Genomic DNA, 20,774 nt, shown 5'->3' on the forward strand with positions numbered 1-20,774 from the left:
ATGTTCGGGAAAATCGCCGCCTTCGAATTCCGCTACCAGCTGCGCCAGCCGGCCTTCTGGGTCATCGCCATCATCTTCGGCCTGATGGGCTTCGGCCTTGTCGCCGCCTCGGACAACATCTCCATCGGCGCGGGCGGAAACGTCCACAAGAACGCGCCCTATGCCCTGGCGACCATCAACGCGACCATGTCGATGTTCTTCATGCTGGCGACGACGGCCATCGTCGCCAACGTGGTCGTGCGTGACGTCCAGACCGGCTTCGGGCCCATGGTCCTGTCCACGCGCATTACCAAGTTCGACTACCTCTATGGCCGGTTCGCGGGCGCCTTCCTGGCCACGGCCCTGTGCTTCCTCGTCATTACGCTCGGCATCATCGCTGGCACGGTCGCGCCCTGGGTCGACAAGGAGACGATCGGCGACTTCCGGCCGTGGGACTACCTGTACAACTACCTGGTCCTTGGTCTGCCGGGCGTCCTGCTGACCTCCGCCCTTTTCTTCGCCCTGGCGACGGTGACCCGCTCCATGATGGCGACCTATGTCGGGGTGGTCGCCGTCTTCATCGCCTATCTGGCCGCGTCCGGCACCCTGGGAAGCCGGCCCGAGTTCGAGACCGCCATGGCCTGGGGCGAGCCTTTCGGCGCCGGCGCCTTCGGCCTGGCGACCAAATACTGGACTGCGGCGGAGCGGAATACGCTGAACGTGCCGCTGGAGGGGATCTTCCTGTGGAACCGGATCCTGTGGCTGGCGATCAGCGTCGCCATCCTGGGGGCCGCCTATGCCCTCTATCGTCCGGCGGTGCGCGGGGCGAAGGCGGGCAAGACCGACAAACTGCGCAAGATGGCCGAGGCCGCTGCCCCCGTTGCGACCGCGAACCGGCCGCTGGCCTCGCCGACCGAAGGCTTCGCCGCCGGCTGGGCCCGCCTGGCGTCGCGCACCGCCTTCGAGATGTCGCTGGTGTTCAAGAGCCCGGCCTATTTCGTTCTGATCCTGCTCGGCTTCGCCTTCGCCATCACCACCCTGCTGTTCATGGGCGAAATCTACGGTGCGCCCGTCCTGCTCGTCACCCGGATGGTGATCGACGGCCTGCAGGGCGCGTTCGGCCTGATCGCCATCATCGTGTCGATCTACTACTCGGGCGAGCTGGTCTGGCGTGACCGCGAGCGCAAGGTCCATGAGATCATCGACGCCTCGTCGACCCCCGACTGGACCTTCCTGCTGCCCAAGACCCTGGCCCTGATCCTGGTGCTGGCCTCGATCCTGATCGCGGGCGTGGTGGCCGGGGTCGGGACCCAGATCTTCAAGGGCTACACCGACTTCGAGTTCGGCAAATACCTGGTCTGGTACGTCATTCCCGGGACGGTGAATTTCGCCCTGATCGCGGTCCTGGCCATCTTCGTGCAGTCGTTGTCGCCGAACAAGTTCGTCGGCTGGGCCATCATGGTCGTCTACATGATCTCGACGATCGTGGCGTCCAACCTGGGCTTCGACCACGTCCTGTACCGCTATGGGTCGGGCGTCGGGGTTCCGCTGTCGGACATCAACGGCAGGGGTGATTTCGCCGGCTTCGCGGCCTGGCTGGACGCCTACTGGACGATGGCCGCCATCGTCCTCCTGACCCTCGGCTACGCCCTGTGGCGTCGGGGAACCGAGACCCGGTTCATGCCCCGGCTGAAGCGTCTGCCGCACCGGCTGAAGGGGCCTGCGGGTGTCGTCCTCGGCCTGGCGGTGGTCGCCTTCGTCGGCCTGGGCGTGTTCGTCTACGTCAACACCAATGTGTGGAACGAGTACGTCAGCCAGGGCGATCAGGAAAAGCGGCAGGCCGAGTACGAGAAGACCCTGCTGCGGTTCGAGACCACGCCCCAGCCGACGCTGGTGGATGTGAAGCTGAATCTCGACCTGCATCCCCGCGCCCCGCGACTGGAGACGACCGGGACCTATGTGATCGAGAACCGCACCGGTGCGCCGCTGTCGGAAATGCACATGCGCTGGAACGACGATCTGGAGATGAAGACCCTGACCGTCCAGGGCGCGCGGATGGTCCGGGAATGGCCCGAGTTCGACTATCGCATCTATCGCTTCGACACGCCGATGGTGCCGGGCGAGCGCCGGACGGTCAGCTTCGACACGGTGCTGGAGCAACGCGGCTTCAGGAACAGCGGCAATACGACCCGGATCGTCGACAACGGGACCTTCGTGAACAACATGGAGTTCGCGCCGATGATCGGCATGGATCGCTCCGGCGTGCTGCAGGACCGGACCAAGCGCAGGAAGTTCGGCCTGCCGGCCGAGCTGCGTCCGGCGAAGCTGGAAGACATGACGGCGACGCGGCGCAACTATATCGGCGCCGACTGGGTCACGGCCGACGTCACCGTCACCACCGACGCCGACCAGACGCCGCTGGCTCCGGGCCAGGTCCGCAGCGACACGACCGCCGACGGTCGCCGCACGATTCGGTTCGTGACGGAGTCACCGGTGCTCTACTTCCTGTCGGTGCAATCGGCCCGCTACGAGATTGCGCGCCAGATGCACAACGGTGTGGAGATGGTCGTCTTCCATGACGCCCAGCACGGCCGCAACGTGCCCCGCATGATGACGGCGCTGGAAAACTCGCTCGACTATTTCCAGGCTAACTTCTCGCCCTATCAATTCCGTCAGGCACGGATCAGCGAGTTCCCCTACGGGTCGTTCGCCCAGTCGATGCCGAACACCTTCGCCTGGTCCGAGAACCTCGGCTTCATCGCCGACCTCAAGGACGAGACGAAGATCGACTACGTCACCTACATCGGGGCGCATGAGTTCGCGCACCAATGGTGGGCGCACCAGGTCGTGGGGGCGGACATGCAGGGCGCGACCCTGATGTCCGAGACCCTGGCCCAGTATTCGGCCCTGATGGTGATGCGGGAGATGTACGGGCCCGACAAGATCCGCCGCTTCCTGAAGTTCGAACTGGACCGCTATCTGCGTTCGCGCGGCACCGAGCTGATCGAGGAGCTGCCGCTGAACCGGATGGAGAACCAGCAGTATATCCACTACCGCAAGGGTGCGGTGGTCATGTACCTGCTGGCCGACCAGATCGGCGAGGCGAACGTGAACCGCGCGCTGTCGCAGTTCCTGGCCGCCCACGCCTTCAAGAGTGCGCCCTACCCGCGCTCGGTCGACCTGATCGACCTGATCCGGGCCAATGCGCCGGCTGACAAACAGGCCCTGATCACCGACCTGTTCGAGAAGATCACCCTGTATGACGTCAAGACCACGGCGGCGACGGCGACCCAACGCCGTGACGGACGCTGGGATGTCACGCTCACGGTCGAGGCGCGCAAACTCTACGCCGACGGCAAGGGTGAGGAGACGGAGAGCCCGCTGAACGAGACGTTCGACATCGGCCTGTTCTCGGCCGAGCCGGGCAAGGGCGCGTTCGATCAGAGCAATGTGCTGCTGTTCGAGCGGCGGCCGCTGCGATCGGGCGTGCAGACCTTCCGGTTCACGACGGCGACGAAGCCGACGTTCGCCGGGGCCGATCCCTACAACAAGTGGATCGACCGCAACTCCGACGACAATGTGCGGAAGGTGGATTAGCGGCTTTGCATCCCTCTCCCCTTGCGGGAGAGGGAGCCCGCGCACGGCGGCGGTAGCCGTCGTTCTGGCGCGGTCGGGTGAGGGGTGACGCGGGCTCTTGCCGTTGAGGCGGCGTGACCCCTCACCCTTTCGCGCAAGTCCACTCGCTGCGCTCGCGGGCGCTCAAGCCCTCTCCCGCAAGGGGAGAGGGACGCGAACCAGTCAGTGAATGCTCTCGCCGTGTTCGGAGTAGTCGAGTCCCTCGACCTCGCCGTCCTTGGTCGCACGAAGCCCGGTGGTGAATTTGCAGACCATCAGCACCAAGAACGTTCCGACCGCGCTCCAGGCGATGACGGCGGCGAGGCCGATGATCTGTTTCACCACGTCCGCGCCCTCGGCCACGCCGTTGATGGCGGTGGTGGCGAAGACGCCGGTCAGGAGGGCGCCGACGATGCCGCCGACCCCGTGGATGCCGAAGGCGTCGAGGCTGTCGTCGTACTTCAGGGCATGCTTCAGCCAGACCGCGCCGGCGTAGCAGGCCGGGCCGCCGATCAGGCCGATCAGGAAGGCGCCCTTCGGATCGACGAAGCCGGCCGCAGGCGTGATGGCCACCAGGCCGCCGACGATGCCTGACAGTAGTCCCAGCAGGGTCGGGCGCTTCTTCTCGATCCACTCGATGACCATCCAGCCGAGGGCGGCGGCTGCGGGTGCGATGATCGTGTTGAGGGCGGCGACCGCGGCGATGCCGTCGGCGGCCCAGGCCGAGCCCGCGTTGAAGCCCAGCCAGCCCACGAACAGCAGGCCCGTGCCGATGGCGGTGTAGGCGAGGTTGGCCGGGGCCATATTGTCCCGCCCGAAACCATGGCGCGGCCCCAGTACGAGGGCGCAGACCAGGCCGGCGACGCCCGCGTTGACGTGGACCACGGCGCCGCCCGCGAAGTCCAGCACGCCCCAGGAACCCAGGTAACCGCCGCCCCAGACCTGATGGCAGATCGGCGCATAGACGATCAGGTGCCACAGACCAAAGAAGAGCAGGGATGCCGAGAACTTCATCCGCTCGGCGAAGGCCCCGGCGATCAGGGCGGGCGTGATGATGGCGAAGGTCAGCTGGTAGGCGATCCAGAGATATTCGGGCAGGCCGGGCGCGAGACTGTGCGCCGTGTTGATGCGAACGCCGTCGAGGAAGACCGCCTGAAGCCCGCCGATGAAGTCGTTGGTCGCCGGGCCGGAGGTTCCGAACGACAGGCTGTAGCCGGCGACGAACCACAGGACAGTCACCACCACCAGGGAGGCCGTCGAGGCGGCGATCGTGGCGATGATGTTCTTCTTGCGCACCATGCCGCCGTAAAACAGCGCCAGGCCGGGCAGGGTCATCATCAGCACGAAGGCCGTCGAGACCAGGATCCAGGCGGTCGCCGCGCCGTCAATGACGAGCGGCGCCTGGTGGGCGAGAAGGGCGGGCGCGGCGAGCGTCATGCCGGGACCGCCTGGCCGGCGTCGATCTTGCGTTCGGCCTCTGCGACCGGGATCGGGACGATGCGCACGAACCGCTTCAGGTTGTCGGACCAGGCGCCGAGCAGTCGCCGGGCGAGCGGTGATCCAGTCGCCGCCAGATGGGCCTCGATCAGGGCCTTCAGGCGCTGACCGGCCGCCTCGGTGATCGGACAGAAGGCCGCGAGATCGCCGTTGAGGGCGAGACCTGTCCGGCCGGCGTCGTCCAGGACGAACAATTCGCCGCCTGACATGCCGGCGGCCAGGTTCCAGCCGACAGGTCCGAGGATCGCGACGCGACCACCGGTCATATATTCGCAGGCGTGGGCCCCGGCCCCCTCGACCACGGCTTCGGCGCCGGAGTTGCGAACCGCGAACCGCTCGCCCGCCGAACCGGCCACGAACAGCCGACCCGAGGTGGCGCCGTACAGGGTGGTGTTGCCGATGGCGGGCTGGTGCTCGCGCCACTCGATCGGCTTGACCACTATGTCGGCGCCGGACAGGCCCTTGCCGACATAGTCATTGCCCTCGCCGGTGAGCTCCAGCTTCAGGCCCTTTGCCGCAAACGCGCCGAAGGACTGGCCCGCCGAACCCTGCAGCTTGAGGGTCAGGACGCCGGTCGGGCCGGTCGGCCCCCAGCGACGGACGATGGCTGACGACACGCCTGCACCGATGGTGCGCATGACGTTGGAGATCGGATAGGTCAGCTCCGACGTCTGGCCGCGATCCAGGAAGGCCCAGGCGTCGTTGAGGACGCGGGCGTCGAGTGTCGACGGAACCTCGGCCCGACCCTTATCGGCCCACAGCTTCTTCTCGGCCGCCTCGACGCGAACCAGCAGGGGGTTGAGGTCGAGGTCGTCCAGGTGCGACCCGCCGCGACGGACCTGGCGCAGCAGGTCGGTGCGGCCGACGATCTCGTCCAGGCTCCGTGCGCCCAGCATGGCCAGGTGTTCGCGGACCTCCTCGGCGATGAAGGAGAACAGGTTCACGACCTTGTCGGCCGTGCCGGTGAACTTCTCGCGCAGGCGCGGGTCCTGGGAGCAGACGCCGACGGGGCAGGTGTTGGAATGACACTGGCGCACCATCAGACAGCCCATGGCGATCAGGGACGCCGTGCCGATGTTGAACTCTTCGGCGCCCAGGATGGCGGCGATGACGATGTCGCGGCCGGTGCGCATGCCGCCGTCGGCGCGGACCACGACATGGCTGCGCAGGTTGTTGAGGCTGAGGACCTGATGGGTCTCGGCCAGGCCGATCTCCCAAGGCAGACCCGCGTGCTTGATCGACGACTGGGGCGAGGCGCCCGTGCCGCCGTTGTGGCCGGCGATCAGGATGCAGTCGGCCTTGGCCTTGGCCACGCCGGAGGCGATGGCGCCGATGCCCGAGGCGCTGACCAGTTTCACCGTGACGCGGCAGTCGGGGTTGATCGACTTCAGGTCGTAGATGAGCTGGGCCAGATCCTCGATCGAATAGATGTCGTGGTGCGGCGGCGGCGAGATCAGGGTCGTGCCGGGCGTCGAGTGGCGCATCCGGGCGATGAACTCCGTGACCTTGAAGCCGGGCAGCTGGCCGCCCTCGCCGGGCTTGGCGCCCTGGGCGATCTTGATCTCGATCTCGCGGCACTGGTTCAGATATTCGGCAGTGACGCCGAACCGGCCGGAGGCGATCTGTTTGACCGCCGAGTTCATGTTGTCGCCGTCCGGACGGGTGGCGTAGCGGTCCGGATCCTCGCCGCCCTCGCCCGAGACGGAACGGGCGCCGATCCGGTTCATGGCGACGTTGAGGACGCCGTGCGCCTCGGGCGACAGGGCGCCCAGGGACATGCCGGGGGTCAGGAACCGCTTGCGGATATCCGAGACGGATTCGACCTCGGAGACCGGGACCGGCTTGAGGCCTTCGCGCCAGTCGAGCAGGTCGCGCGGCGCGTTGTCCGGCTGGGCCGCGACCGCCTCGGAATACTGTTTGAAGCGCTTGTAGTCGCCGCGATTGCAGGCGTCCTGAAGCAGGTGGATGGTCTTGGCGTCATGGGCGTGGCTTTCCTGGCCCGCGCGGATGCGGAAGAAGCCGCCAACGGCCGGGGAGGGCGTGGCCTCGGTCCAGGCCTGGGCATGGCGTTGCAGCGCCGCCCGCTCCAGACCCGCCAGGCCGATGCCGGAGATGCGCGACGGGGCGCCCGGGAAGAACTCGGCCGTGACGGCGCGCGACAGGCCGAGGACCTCGAACTCGCAGCCGCCGCGATAGGCGGAGATGACGCTGATGCCCTTGCGGGCGAGAGTCTTCATCAGCCCGGCCTCGAGCGCGGCCTTGTAGTTCAGACAGGCGTCGCGAAGGCTCAGGCCCGGCCAGGCGCCGCGATCCAGACGCTCCTGGAACATCTCCTGGGCCAGCCACGGATTGATGGCCGTGGCGCCGACGCCGACGAGGACGGCGAAGCCATGCGGGTCCAGCACCTCTGACGAGCGGACGACGATCGAGACGAAGCTGCGCAGGCCCTTGTCGGTCAGGCGGCCGTGGGCCCCGGCGGTGGCCAGGATCATCGGCACGGACAGGCGGGTTTCCGATGCGCGCTCGTCGGTCAGGACGACGAGGCTGGACCCGCCGCGCACGGCGGCCTCGACCTCGTCCTTGATGCGGTCCAGCGCGGCGCGCAGACCCGCGCCCGGGCGGGCGCCGGCCTCCGGCAGGGGATAGGAACAGTCGATCACCACCGTCGAACCGGCCCCGACGACGTCGAGCATCCGCTCGTACATGCCCGTCGTCAGGACCGGGCTGTCGAGGACGAAGACGTTGGTCTGGGCCTCTTCCTCCGCAAGGATGTTGCCCAGGTTCTTGAACCGGGTCTTCAGGCTCATCGCCCCGGCCTCGCGCAGGGGATCGATCGGCGGATTGGTGACCTGGGAGAAGTTCTGGCGGAAATAGTGGGCCAGCGGACGGGGCAGGGCGGACAGGACCGCCGGCGGGGTGTCATCGCCCATGGAGCCGACCGCCTCCTTGCCGTCCTTGATCATCGGATCGAGGAGCAGGTCCAGGTCTTCGCGGGAGTAGCCGGCGGCGATCTGGCGCCGGGTCAGGGCCTCGCCGGTGGCGGCGCGGGGTTCAGGTCCGGGGCCGATGATCGGCTCCAGATCGACCATGTTCTCCAACCACTCTGTATACGGATGATCTGCCGCAAGGCTGTCGATGGTCTCGATCTCGTCGAGCAGGACGCCGTTCTGCAGATCGGCGACGATCATGCGGCCTGGGCCGATGGGCAGGCGGCGCCTGATGCGGCTTTCCGGAAGACCGGCGAGACCCGCCTCGGACCCTGCCAGCAAGAGGCCGTCGTGGGTCTCCATGGCGCGCAGCGGGCGCAGGCCGTTGCGGTCCTTGCCGCAGACGATCCAGCGGCCGTCCGTGGCGCAGATGGCGGCCGGACCGTCCCACGGCTCCATCACCGCGTTGCAGTAGGCGTAGAGGGCGCGGTGTTCGGCCTTCATCAGGCCCTCGTCACGCGCCCAGGCCTCGGGGATCAGAAGCGCCTTGGCCATGGGCGCGGGCCGGCCGGCGCGGACCAGGACTTCGAAGACGTTGTCGAGCGCAGCGGAGTCGGAACCGCCCGGCTGGACGACCGGCTTCACAGCCTCGTCGTGATCGCCGAAGGCCTGGGCCGTCATGCGGATCTCATGCGACCGCATCCAGTTCAGGTTGCCCTTGAGCGTGTTGATCTCGCCGTTGTGGGCCAGCATCCGGAACGGCTGGGCCAGCCGCCACTCGGGGAAGGTGTTGGTCGAATAGCGTTGGTGGAAGATGGCGTAGGCGGACTGGAAGGTCGGATCCAGCAGGTCGGGATAGAGCTGGTCCAGCAGTTCGGCGCGGACCATGCCCTTGTAGATCAGCGACCGGGCCGACAGGGAGCAGATGTAGAAGCCGGGCACGCTCTCCGCCGCGACCGCGCTCTCGATGCGGCGGCGGACCAGGTAGAGTTCGCGTTCCAGAGCCTCGCCGTCCTCGACGAGGTCCGACGGGACCGCGAGCATGATCTGTTCGATCTCGGGTCGGGTAGCGTCGGCCTTGGAGCCGACGACGGCGAGATCGATCGGCGTCTGGCGCCAGCCGTAGATGGTGAAGCCGGCGCGCAGGACTTCCGTCTCGACGATGGCGCGGGCGCGGTCCTGGGCGCCCAGGTCGGTGCGCGGCAGGAAGATCTGGCCGATGGCGATGGGGCCCGGACGCAGGGTCTGGCCGATGATGCGGACCTGTTCTGCGAAGAAGGCCTGGGGCGCCTCGACCATCAGGCCCGCGCCGTCACCCGACAGGCCGTCGGGATCGACTGCGCCGCGGTGGGCGACGTTCTTAAGCGACTTGATGGCGAGTTCGACCACCTCACGGCGGGGCTTGCCGTCGATCGCGGCGACGAGGCCGACGCCGCAGGCGTCCTTCTCCGACGACGGCTCATAGGCATGGGCGTCGATCAGACGCTGGCGGTCTTGCTGGTATTGGGTCAGCCAGGTCATGCGGCGGCTTCTTCAGTCTGGGTACGCAGGTAACGGTCGATCTCGGCGGCGGCGTCCTGACCGTCGCGGACGGCCCAGACGACGAGGGAGGCGCCGCGCACGGCATCACCGGCGGCATAGACGCCGGGCAGGGAGGTGGCGAAGCCCGAGCGGGCGGTCGCCACCGTGTTCCACTCTGTCAGGCTGAGGTCGTCGTGGTGGGCGGCGAACGCTTCGGGTTCAAAGCCGAGGGCCTCAATGACCATGTCGGCGGGCAGGTCGAAGTCGCCGCCGGGGACGGGCACGATGTCACGGCGCTTGCCGAACTCGGGCTCGGACAGGGTCATGCGTGCTGCGCGGACAGCCGAGGTCGAGCCGCCCTTCGACATCAGGGCCTTGGGCGCGCCGAGCCATTCGAAGACGACGCCTTCTTCCTCGGCGTTGGAGACCTCCCGGGCCGAGCCCGGCATGTTCTCGCGATCGCGGCGGTAGAGGCAGGTGACGCTGGCCGCGCCCTGGCGGATCGCGGTACGGACGCAGTCCATGGCCGTGTCGCCGCCGCCGATGACGACGACGTTTCGACCGCTGGCGTGATGCCAGGTGTCGTTGTCGGCCTCGCCGAGGTCGCGGCGGTTCTGATGGATCAGGAACTCCAGGGCCGGAATGGTCGAGCCCGGGCCGACACCGGGCGCCTGGAGCGCCCGGGCCTGATAGACGCCCATGGCCAGAAGCACAGCATCATGTCGCTCGCGCAGTTCGGCCAGGGTGACGTCCGTCCCGACATCGCAGTTGGTGACGAACTCCACGCCGCCGTCGATCAGCCGGTCGATGCGGCGCTGCACGACGCGCTTCTCCAGCTTGAAGCCGGGGATGCCGTAGGTCAGGAGGCCGCCCGGACGGTCGTGGCGATCGTAGACGGTGACCTGATAGCCCTGTTCGCGCAGCCGGTCGGCGGCGGCCATCCCGGCCGGACCGGCGCCGACGATGCCGACGGACTGGCCGCGCTCATGCAGGGGGCGGATCGGTTCGACCCAGCCGTTGTCGAAGGCGGTGTCGCCGATGAAGGCCTCGACCGAGCCGATGGTCACGGCTTCCCAGCCGGATTGGTTCAGGGTGCAGGACCCCTCGCAAAGGCGGTCCTGCGGACAGATGCGACCGCAGATCTCGGGCATGGTCGAGGTCGCCGAGGCGATCTTCCAGGCCTCGCGCATCTCGTCCTCCGCCGACAGGCCCAGCCAGTCGGGGATGTTGTTCTGGAGCGGGCAGGCGTTCTGGCAGAAGGGCACGCCGCAGTCGGTGCAGCGCCCGGCCTGGACCTCGACGTTTTCCGTGGTCGGTTTGACGATGATCTCGCCGAAATCCTGCACGCGCACCGAAGCGTCCGCCTTGGGCAGGCGGCGTGGTTGAACGACGAACCCCTGGGGTCCGGATGGGCCTTTCTGTTGCATGGCAACATATAAAGCGTCGCCGGTCGCCTAGAGCAAATGATTTCCCCGTTCCGGGGTCAAATCATGTGTCATGCGCATGAAATGACCTCGAAATGAGAACCGTTCGCGGTTTTGTTCGCCTCAGCCCTGGTCCCAGCCGCCAGCCAGCGCCTTGAACAGGGCGATCTGGTAGGTGGTCACCAGCGCATCGGACAGGGCCAGGGTGGCATCGGCGCCGGCGAGGGTGCGCTCCGCGTCCAGCACGGTCAGGAAGCTGTCGGCCCCGGCGTCGAATCTCAGGCGGGCCAGACGGGCGGCGTTGGCGGCCTGGTCCCGCGCCTCGGTCAGGGCCGCGCGTCGGTCCAGTTCGTTGGCGTAGTTGGTCAGGGCCGTCTCGGTCTCCTGCAGCGCCAGCAACACGGTCTGGTCGAAATTCGCCAGGGCCGCGTCGGTGCGGGCGTCGGCGGCTTCGATCCGGGCGCGCGCGGCCAGGACGTTGGGGAAGCTCCAGCTGATCAGGGGGCCGAACGAGAACCGGTAGGACGCATCATCGCCGAGGTCGCCGGCCTCCAGCGCCGTCGAGCCTATCGATCCACCCAGTGAGACAGTCGGGAAGAGCGAGGCGGTGGCGACGTTCACCCGCGCGGCCGCCCCGGCCAGGGCGCGCTCCGCCTGGCGGATGTCGGGGCGACGGGCCAGCAGGGCCGCGCCGTCGCCGACCGGGATCGGCTGTGAAAGCTGCGGGGGACGCTGGCACGATCGGGCGGCCTGGGACGCCTCTGCCGGGGTGACGCCGGTCAGTGTGGCCAGACGATACAGGGCGCCGTCACGCTGGGCCCGAAGGCTCGGCAACTGGGCGCGTGTCGAGGCCAGAGCGGCCTGGGCGCGAGCCGTGTCGAGTCCGGTTCCTGCGCCGCCTTCCAGCAGGCGCTGGGTCAGGTCGGCCGTGTTCTGCTGCAGACCGATGGTCCGTTCCGCGACCGCGATCTGGGCGTTGGCGGAACAGGCGTCGGCATAGGCGCGGGCGGTCTCGGCGGCCACGGTGACGCGGACGATGTCGAGCGCCGCGGCCTGGGCCTCCGCGTCTGCGGTCGCGGCGCGGATGGTTGAGGCCACCCGACCGAACAGATCGACCTCATAGGCGGCGTCGAGGCCGACCGAATAGGCGTCGGTCTCCGGCGCGTTTTGTCCGGCGGCCAGGCCGGGCGTCGTCGCGGCCGAGGCGCGGCTGCGGGTCGCCGAGCCTGACGCGGAGGTCGTCGGGAACAGTCCCGAGCGGGCTTCCGACAGGCTGGCCCGGACGGCGCGCAGATTGGCGACGGCCGCTTCGAGCTCGTTGTTCTGCGCGAACGCCTGTTCGATCAGACCGTCCAGCGTCGGGTCATCATAGAGCCGCCACCAGTCGCTGCGCGCCTCCGCCGTCGAGGTCGCGCCGTTGGCGGACCCGAGCGGCGAACTTACGAAGGCGCCCGACGCGAGGGGGGGGAGAGGGGCGTCGGGCGCCTTCGGCCCGACCGCGCAGGCCGCCAACAGGGCGGAGGCGGCGCACGCGGTCAGGAGGGGGGTGAGGAGGCGGGAAGTCATGCGGCGTCTCCCGTGCGCGGCGCGTTGAGCGCCGGCGTGGAGTGGATGGCGTCGTCCGAAGGCGCGCTGGTGGTCGTCGGGGTGACGCTCCGGGCCGAGGGACGCTGCGGGATGCGCGAGGCGAGGCCCCGGCAGATCACATAGAAGACCGGCGTGAACAGCAGGCCGAACACGGTCACCCCGATCATGCCGAAGAAGACCGCCGCCCCGAGGGAGCGACGCATCTCTGCGCCGGCGCCCTCGGCCAGCACCAGGGGCAGGACGCCCAGGATGAAGGCGAAGGAGGTCATCAGGATCGGGCGCAGGCGGGTCCGGGCGGCCGCGACGGCGGCGTCCCAGCGGTCGAGGCCTTGCTCGTCCTCGTTCTGCTTGGCGAACTCGACGATCAGGATGGCGTTCTTGGCCGCCAGGGCGATCAGCACCACCAGTCCGACCTGGACCAGGATGTTGTTGTCGAGGCCGAGGGCGTTGACCCCCAGCATGGCCGCCAGCAGGCACATCGGCACGATCAGGATGACCGCCAGCGGAAGCGTGAAGGCTTCGTACTGGGCGGCGAGCACCAGGAAGACCAGAAGCACCGCGACCACGAAGATGATCGTCGCGCCGCCTGAGGCCTGCTTCTCCTGGAAGGCCAGACCCGTCCACTCGTAGGAGAAGCCCGGCGGCAGGGTGGCGGCCGCCATGTTCTCCATGATGCCGATCGCCGTCCCCGACGAGACGCCCGGCGCGCCCTGGCCCTGCAACTCGGCCGCCGGGAACAGGTTGTAGCGCACGATCCGGGACGGGCCGGAGCTCTCGCGGAAGGTGGCGACCGACCCGAGGGGCACCATGGCGCCCGAGGCCGAACGGACCTTCAGGTTGGCGATGTCGGCCATGTCGTCGCGATAGGCCGGCTCGGCCTGGGCCGTCACCCGGAAGGTGCGGCCCAGCATGTTGAAGTCATTGACGTAGGACGAACCCAGATAGATCCCCATCGTGTTAAACACGTCGGAGGGCTGGACCCCCATCATCAGGGCGCGATCACGGTCGACGTCGGCTTCGACGCGCGGCGAGGCGGTGTTGTAGGTCGAGAAGACCTGCTGCACCTCGGTCGGAGCCTGGGCCGCGGCGCCCATCATGGCGTAGGTCGCGCCTTCCAGCGCGCCGTAGCCTGCCCCCGTCCTGTCCTGGATCATCATCGAGAAGCCGTTGCCGTTGCCCAGCCCCTGAATGGACGGAGGCGCGATGACGAAGATATTGGCGTTCTGGATGCCCTGGGCCGCGCCGGTGATGGCGCCCGCCAGAGCCGTCGCCGTCGTCTCCCGCGTCGTCCGGTCGCTGAACTCGTTCAGGCGCACGAAGATGGTCGCGGCGTTGGAGCCGAACGAGAAGCTGGTTCCGTCCAGGCCGGAGAAGGCCACGGTGCCGTCGACGCCCTCGGTGCCTTCGATGATCTCGCGGGCGCTGGTCATCACCGCATTGGTGCGCTCCAGGGACGACCCGGCCGGCAGCTGGATCACGCCGATCAGGAAGCCCTGATCCTGGTCCGGGATGAAGCCGGACGGGGTGTCGATCAGGCGCCAGGCCGTGAGGCCCAGCAGGCCGGCGTAGACGACCAGAATCACCGCGACCGTGCGCACCAGACGGGCGGTCAGACGGCCATATTTCTGCGACAGCCAGTCGAAGCCGTCGTTGAACTTCCGACCCGCCCAGCCGCCGTAGTAACGAGCCTTGCCCAGAAGGGTCGTCGGACGCGCCGCATGCTCGTCATGCTCGTCGTGCGGTTTCAGCAGCAGGGCCGCCATGGCCGGCGAAAGGGTCAGGGATACGAACAGCGACACGACGGTCGCGGCGGCAATCGTCACGGCGAACTGGCGATAGAAGATGCCGGGGATCCCGGGCACGAACATGGTCGGAACGAACACCGCGACCAGCACCAGGCCGATGGCGATCAGGGCGCCCGACACCTCCTGCATGGATTTGTAGGCGGCATCCTTGGGCGACAGGCCTTCGCGGATGTAGCGCTCCACATTCTCGACCACGACGATGGCGTCATCGACCACGATCCCGACCGCGAGCACGAGGGCCAGCAGGGACAGGGAGTTGATGGAATAGCCGAGCGCCAGTTGCACAGCGAAGGTGGCGACGAGGGCGATGGGGATGGCGACGATCGGGATGATGGCCGCGCGCCAGGACTGCAGGAAGATGAGGACGACGAGCACGACCAGGATGATCGCCTCGATCAGGGTGTGCTGCACCGACTCGACCGAGGCGGCGACGAACTCTGTCGGGTTGTAGGGAATGCCGATCTCGAGTCCCTGGGGCGCGTCGGCCTTGATGGCCTCGATTTCTGCGATCACCCGTTCGGCGGTGCCCAGGGCATTGGCTCCCGGTTGTTGAACGATCGCGATACCGACGCCGCGCACGCCGTCGAAATAGCCCTGGATGCCGTAGTCCTGAGCGCCGAGTTCGACACGGGCCACGTCGCGAACCCGGGTGACCCGGCCCTCGGCGTCGGTCTTGATGACGATCTCGGCGAACTCGTCGGGATTGGACAGGCGACCCTGGACCTGGATCGGCTGCTGGAAGGCGGAGGCGTTGGTGGCGAACGGCGGCTGGCCGATCGAGCCGGCGGCGGCCTGGATGTTCTGGCCGCGAAGGGCGCTGACGATATCGGTCGCGTTCAGGCCGCGTGCGGCGGCCTTGGCCGGGTCAATCCAGACGCGCATCGAATAGTTGCCGCCGCCGAAGATGGTGACATTGCCCACGCCTTCGATGCGCAGAAGACGATCGCGCAGGGTCGAGTTGGCGTAGTTGCCGACGTAGTCGTTGTTCAGGACGTTCCCGGGCGAGGTCAGGCCCAGGATCATCAGGAAGCCGGATTCCTGCTTGTTCACGACCACGCCGACCTGGCGCACGGCCTCGGGCAGGCGGGGTTCGGCCAGGGCCACGCGGTTCTGGACCAGCACCTGGGCCGAATCGAGATCCGTGCCGGGCTGGAAGGTCACGGTGATCGCCACCGCGCCGTCAGAGGTCGAGGACGACGAGAGGTAGAGCATGCCCTCGACGCCGTTCACCTCCTGCTCGATCGGGGCGGCGACGGTCTCGGCCAGGGTCTCGGCCGATGCACCGGCGTAGGCGGTGTTGATGGTGATCGTGGGCGGCGCGATCTCCGGGTACTGCGCCAGCGGCAGCAGCGGATAGGCGAAGACGCCGACGAGGGTGATGAACACCGACAGGACGGCCGCGAAGATCGGCCTGTCGATGAAGAAGCGTGAAATGTTCATGCGCCTGGCCTCAGTCGCCGACGGTGACGGATTGCGTCAGGGCGCCGGCGGAGGTGCCGGTCGCGGCTGGCGGCGCGTAGGTGGTCGGGACGGATTCCGGGCGTGGCTGGCGCGTGATGCGGCCGTTGGTCGGGGCTACCTTCATGCCTGGCATGGCGCGTTGCAGCCCGTCGATGATGATCCGGTCGGTCGGACGGATGCCCGAGCGCACGACGCGAAGCCCGTCGACGAGCGGTCCCAACTGGACCGGCGTCGGAGTGACCGATCCGTCGGCGTTGACGACCGAGACGACGCGGCGGGCCTGATCCGTGCCGATGGCGGAATCCGGAACCAGAAGGGCGTCATAGGCGCCGGCACCGGCGACCCGGGCCTGGGCGAACATGCCCGGCTTCAGGAAGCCGTCGCCGTTCGGGATGACCGCGCGCAGACGGATGGTGCCCGAGGCGGCGTCGACGGCGTTGTCGGTGAAGTCGAGCGTGCCCGTACGGGTGAAGTCGCTCTCGTCCTGCAGGCGGATGCGGACCGGCGCCGAACGGCCGGCGCGGGCGTCGCGCTGATATTTGAGCAGCAGGGCCTCGGAGCCCTCGAACACGAAATAGATCGGCGAGGACGAGACGATGGTCGTCAGGACGTCGGCGGCGGACGAACCGCCGGCGATCACATTGCCCGGATCGACACGCCGGTCCGACACACGGCCCGAGGCCGGCGCGGTGACGCGGGTGAACTCGAGTTCCAGCTGACGGGCGCGGACGGCCGCCTGGGCGGAGGCGACCGAAGCTTCGGCCATCTGGACGGCGCCCCTGTTGGTGTCGACCTCGGCTTGACTGACGGCCTGACTGGCGAGCAGGCCTTCGGAGCGGGTCAGGTTGGTGCGAGCCAGCGTCAGTTGCGCCTGGGCCTGGTTGAGGGCCGCACGGGCCGAGGCCAGCTGGGCCTGGGCCGGACGCTGATCCAGGGTGAACAGCAGCTGGCCGCGCTGGACATAGTCGCCGTCCCGGAAGTGAACGGACTGGATGAAGCCGCCGACGCGGGCGCGGACCTCGACGGACGAGGTGGCCTCGAAACGACCGGTGAAGTCGTCCCAGTCCACAATGCGTTCGGCGAGGGGCACGGCCACGGTGACCGGCGCGGCGGGCGGCGGGCCCTGCGCTTCCGAACGTTGCGAGCAGCCGTAAAGCGCGCCCGTCACGAGGACGGACACGGCGAAGATCTTCAGCCTGCGCATGCGCGCAATCTCCCTTGAGGGGCGAATTCCCGGTCTGGCGAAACGCGGGTAAGCGGGGGAGGATGCCCGGTCATCGCCTGATGACTTTCATGTGGCGATCGGGCACGCTTGTCAACAGGCGATGACATGGCCATACCGGTCCAACGATTATCTCGGAGATCACGTTGAGTTTCGCCGTTTGCCATCGACCCCGGAACGCAGCGGCCACCCGCAGTGCGATTCTCGACGCGGCCAGCAAACGGTTCGCGGCCGAGAGCTACGACTAGGTGGGGATGCGCGACATCGCCAGGGACGTCGGCGTCGATCCAGCCCTGATCTCCCGCTATTTCGGCTCAAAGGAAGATCTGTTCCGCGCCGTGCTGGACGGCTGCGACGGCAAGGATCTGATGGAAGGCGACCGTTCGACCTTCGGCGAGCGGATGGCCGACGACCTGGTCTATGGCCCCTCCAAGGATGAAGACCTGGCCTGGCTGCTGATCATGCTGAAGTCGGCCGGCTCGCCCAAGGCGGCCGAAATCGTCCAGCAACAGTCGACCGAATGCTTCTACCAGCCCTTCACCGAGTGGCTGGGCGGCCCGGATGCACCGATCCGCGCCCGCATTCTCGCCGGTATCCTGATGGGCGTGGCGGTTGGCCGCGATCTGTCCGGCGGCATGAAACTGTCGGCTGAGGAGTGTGAACGCATGAAGGCGCGCCTCGCCCCCATGCTGCAGGAACTCGTCGACGGCTGAACCTCATCCCCCGACATCGCCGGACGTTGGTCTGGCGATGCTTGCGCGTCTTCCATCAGCCTCTAAGGTTCATCTCTGCTTTTGGGTTTGGTTCGAGAGTCTCGCATGCGGGTAATGGTTCTTGTCGCGGCGCTGGCCGTCGCCTTCACCGGCGCGGCCCAGGCCCAGGTCAGCCAGGGGCCGGTTCAGCAGACCGTCGGGACCTTTGAGGACAAGTTCCGCCAGTTCGAGGGCGAGGACTGGCCGACCCCGACCGACTATCGCAACGCCTCGGGGGCACCGGGTCACCGCTACTGGCAGCAGCAGGTCGACTACGACATCGACGTCACCCTGAACGAGCGGGACCGTTCGCTGACGGGCGTCGAGACCATCACCTATACCAATAACTCACCGGACGGACTTCAGTACCTCTGGCTTCTGCTGGACCAGCAGAACTACCGCCGGGCCTCCCTGGCCGAGCGTAGCCGCACCGTCGGCGCCGACACGACCCTGTCCGTCAACGAGGTGGTTCGGGTCCAGCGGTTCCAGCAGTGGGAAGGGGGCTTCAACGACCTGAAGGTCACCGGGCAGGACGGTCAGGATCTGCCGTTCTCGATCACCGATTCCATGCTGCGGATCGAACTGCCGCAGACCCTCGGGACAGGGCAGAGCTTCACCTTCACCCTCGCCTTCACCCTTCCGCTGCCCGAGACCAATGTTGTGGGTGGCCGCAGCGGGTATGAGTGTTTCACCAAGGCGTGGGAGGACGGCAACTGCATCTTCCTTGCCGCCCAGTGGTTCCCCCGCCTCGCGGTCTACTCGGACTACGAGGGCTGGCATAACGCCCAGTTCCTAGGCTCCGGGGAGTTCACGCTGGAGTTCGGCGACTACAACGTCTCCATCACCGCCCCCGCCGACCACCAGGTCTCGGCCACCGGTGCCCTGCAGAATCCTGAAATCCTGACGGCCGCCCAGCGCGACCGGCTGGCTGAGGCGCGGACCGCCGATGAGCCCGTCTATATCGTGACGCCGGCCGAGGCCGCGGCCGCCGAAGCCAGCCCGGCCCGCTCCGGCACCCGCACCTGGACCTTTGCGGCCGAGAACGTGCGCGACTTCGCCTTCGCCTCCAGTCGCAAATTCATCTGGGACGCCATGGGCGTGGAGCAGGACAGCGCCGAGCATCCGGTGGTGATGGCCATGTCCTTCTATCCCAAGGAGGCGCGCCCGTTGTGGGACGCCTGGTCGACCAAGGCCGTGGCCCACACCCTGGACGTCTACAACCAGTTCTCGATCACCTATCCCTATCCCACGGCCCAGTCGGTCAACGGCCCGGTCGGGGGGATGGAATATCCCATGATCACCTTCAACGGGCCGCGCCCGCTGCGGGGGGATGACGGCAGTCTGACCTATTCGGAGCGGACCAAGGCCGGTCTGATCGGGGTCATCATCCATGAGGTGGGGCACACCTATTTCCCGATGATCATCAACTCCGATGAACGGCAGTGGACCTGGATGGACGAGGGGCTGAACAGCTTCCTGCAGTACCAGGCCGAAAAGCTGTGGGACGCCGACTTCCCGGCCCGGGGAGAACCGCGTCAGATCGTCGAATACATGATCTCGGAAAACCAGGTGCCGGTCATGACCCAGTCGGACAGCATCCTTCAGTTCGGCAACAACGCCTATGCCAAGCCCGCGACCGCCCTGAACATCCTGCGCGAGACCATCATGGGCCGCGAACTGTTCGACCGGGCCTTCCGCGAATACGCTCAACGCTGGGCCTTCAGGCGGCCCACCCCCTACGACTTCTTCCGTACCATGGAGGAGTCCTCCGGCATGGACCTGGACTGGTTCTGGCGCGGCTGGTTCTACTCGACCGATCACGTCGATATCGCGCTGGACAACGTCATCGCCGTATCGCTGGAATCAACCGACCCCGAGGACCGTGCCCGTGCCGCCCGCGCCCGGTTCGAGGCCGAGCCGGAATCGCGCACCGTGGTCAACAACCGCGGCATCGAAACCGTGACCGAGCGCGATCCCTCGGTCCGCGACTATTACGACGAGACCGACGCCTTCACCGTCACGGCCAGCCAGCGCCGCGACGCCGCCAGCGCGCGCACAGCCGCCGAGGCCGACGCCAACCGCCGTCAGGCCCTGACGTTTGACGACAACGTCTATCGTTTCACCTTCTCCAACGAGGGCGGCCTGGTGATGCCCGTCATCCTGAAGCTGAACTGGTCGGACGGCTCCGATGAGATCGTCCGTATTCCGGCCGAGATCTGGCGCCGCAACAGCCAGCGCGTGACCTGGCAGTATGTGTCGTCAAAGACACTGGTTTCGGCCGAGGTGGATCCCCTGTGGGAGACGGCCGACGCCAACCGGGCCAACAACGGTTTCCCCCAGTCGATCCAGCCCAGCCAGGTCCCGCTGCAGGCGCAGGGACCGCAGGGGTCCAACCGGATGCGTGACGACGACCGCCGGGTGACGCCCGATAGCCTGCGCCCACAGCCGGTGGCGCGATGAGGGGCCGCATTTTTCTGGCCGGCCTCGTCGCCGGCCTGGTTCTGGCCACGCCGGTCCTGGCCCATCGCGGCCATTCCGGGCTTACCGTGATCGAGGTCGATCCCCGGAGCGGGGCCGTCACCGTGTCCCACCGCTTTGCCGCCCATGACGTCGAGCCCGCGCTGGTGACGGTCGCTCCCGACGCCCAGCCGACGCTGGACGATCCGGACGCTGTGGCTGCGCTGGAAGAGCATCTGGACCGCCGGTTCCGGCTGGAGGTGGACGGCGCGCTCGTCGAGCTGGACCATGCCGTGACCGATCTGGCCGCGGACAATATCCGGGTCGACTACGCCGGCAGCGGACCGTCCGGCGCGGCAGTGCGCACAGTCCGGGTCGATCTCGACTTCTTCCCTGGCGTCCACGACGATCAGGAACAGCAGGTCAATATCCGCGTGGCGGGCGTGACCCGGACCGTAGTGTTTCGACCCGGCAGCGCGGCCCAGATGGTGACTTTCGGCCGCTGAGCGGTCCGGGAGGGTGGAAAT

10 protein-coding genes are annotated in these 20,774 nt (G+C 67.7%); 4 read left to right on the forward strand and 6 right to left on the reverse strand.

Going from position 1 to position 20,774, the window contains the following annotated elements:
• Positions 1 to 3,576, forward strand: coding sequence for a M1 family aminopeptidase (locus Q0044_RS05985; protein WP_298160711.1), 3,576 nt, complete (start codon positions 1 to 3; stop codon positions 3,574 to 3,576).
• A 201-nt stretch (positions 3,577 to 3,777) separates the two neighbouring features.
• Here Q0044_RS05985 and Q0044_RS05990 read toward each other — a convergent pair whose 3' ends face one another.
• The 6 genes from Q0044_RS05990 to Q0044_RS06015 all read right to left on the reverse strand — a co-directional run bounded on the left by Q0044_RS05990 (position 3,778) and on the right by Q0044_RS06015 (position 17,020).
• The gene (locus tag Q0044_RS05990) at positions 3,778 to 5,031 is read right to left on the reverse strand and encodes an ammonium transporter (protein WP_298160713.1); all 1,254 of its coding nucleotides are present in this window, start codon (positions 5,029 to 5,031) and stop codon (positions 3,778 to 3,780) included.
• The gene (gltB, locus tag Q0044_RS05995; protein WP_298160714.1) at positions 5,028 to 9,539 is read right to left on the reverse strand and encodes a glutamate synthase large subunit; all 4,512 of its coding nucleotides are present in this window, start codon (positions 9,537 to 9,539) and stop codon (positions 5,028 to 5,030) included. The genes Q0044_RS05990 and gltB overlap by 4 nt, the downstream gene beginning before the upstream one ends.
• Positions 9,536 to 10,966: an NAD(P)-dependent oxidoreductase gene (locus tag Q0044_RS06000; RefSeq protein WP_298160716.1), complete on the reverse strand. Its 1,431-nt coding sequence runs from the start codon at positions 10,964 to 10,966 to the stop codon at positions 9,536 to 9,538. The genes gltB and Q0044_RS06000 overlap by 4 nt, the downstream gene beginning before the upstream one ends.
• Before the next feature lie 120 nt (positions 10,967 to 11,086).
• Positions 11,087 to 12,529: an efflux transporter outer membrane subunit gene (locus tag Q0044_RS06005; RefSeq protein WP_298160718.1), complete on the reverse strand. Its 1,443-nt coding sequence runs from the start codon at positions 12,527 to 12,529 to the stop codon at positions 11,087 to 11,089.
• Complete coding sequence (locus tag Q0044_RS06010; protein ID WP_298160720.1) at positions 12,526 to 15,795, reverse strand: efflux RND transporter permease subunit; 3,270 nt, start codon at positions 15,793 to 15,795, stop codon at positions 12,526 to 12,528. The genes Q0044_RS06005 and Q0044_RS06010 overlap by 4 nt, the downstream gene beginning before the upstream one ends.
• 10 nt (positions 15,796 to 15,805) lie before the next feature.
• Positions 15,806 to 17,020 (reverse strand): efflux RND transporter periplasmic adaptor subunit, encoded by a 1,215-nt coding sequence (locus tag Q0044_RS06015; RefSeq protein ID WP_298160722.1) that lies wholly within the window; start codon positions 17,018 to 17,020, stop codon positions 15,806 to 15,808.
• 272 nt (positions 17,021 to 17,292) lie between these two features.
• Between Q0044_RS06015 and Q0044_RS06020 the strand changes: the two genes are divergently transcribed.
• The 3 genes from Q0044_RS06020 (at position 17,293) to Q0044_RS06030 (ending at position 20,753) form a co-directional block, all read left to right on the forward strand.
• A complete protein-coding gene (locus Q0044_RS06020; protein ID WP_298160724.1) occupies positions 17,293 to 17,751 on the forward strand; it encodes a TetR/AcrR family transcriptional regulator in 459 nt (152 codons plus the stop codon).
• 105 nt (positions 17,752 to 17,856) lie between these two features.
• Positions 17,857 to 20,250, forward strand: a complete 2,394-nt coding sequence (locus Q0044_RS06025; RefSeq protein ID WP_298160726.1) for a M1 family metallopeptidase — start codon at positions 17,857 to 17,859, stop codon at positions 20,248 to 20,250.
• Positions 20,247 to 20,753: a DUF6702 family protein gene (locus Q0044_RS06030; RefSeq protein WP_298160728.1), complete on the forward strand. Its 507-nt coding sequence runs from the start codon at positions 20,247 to 20,249 to the stop codon at positions 20,751 to 20,753. Before Q0044_RS06025 ends, Q0044_RS06030 begins: the two co-directional genes overlap by 4 nt.
• Positions 20,754 to 20,774 lie beyond the last annotated feature (21 nt).

Source organism: Brevundimonas sp. (genome assembly GCF_027484365.1).
In the GTDB taxonomy this organism is placed as follows: Bacteria; Pseudomonadota; Alphaproteobacteria; order Caulobacterales; family Caulobacteraceae; genus Brevundimonas.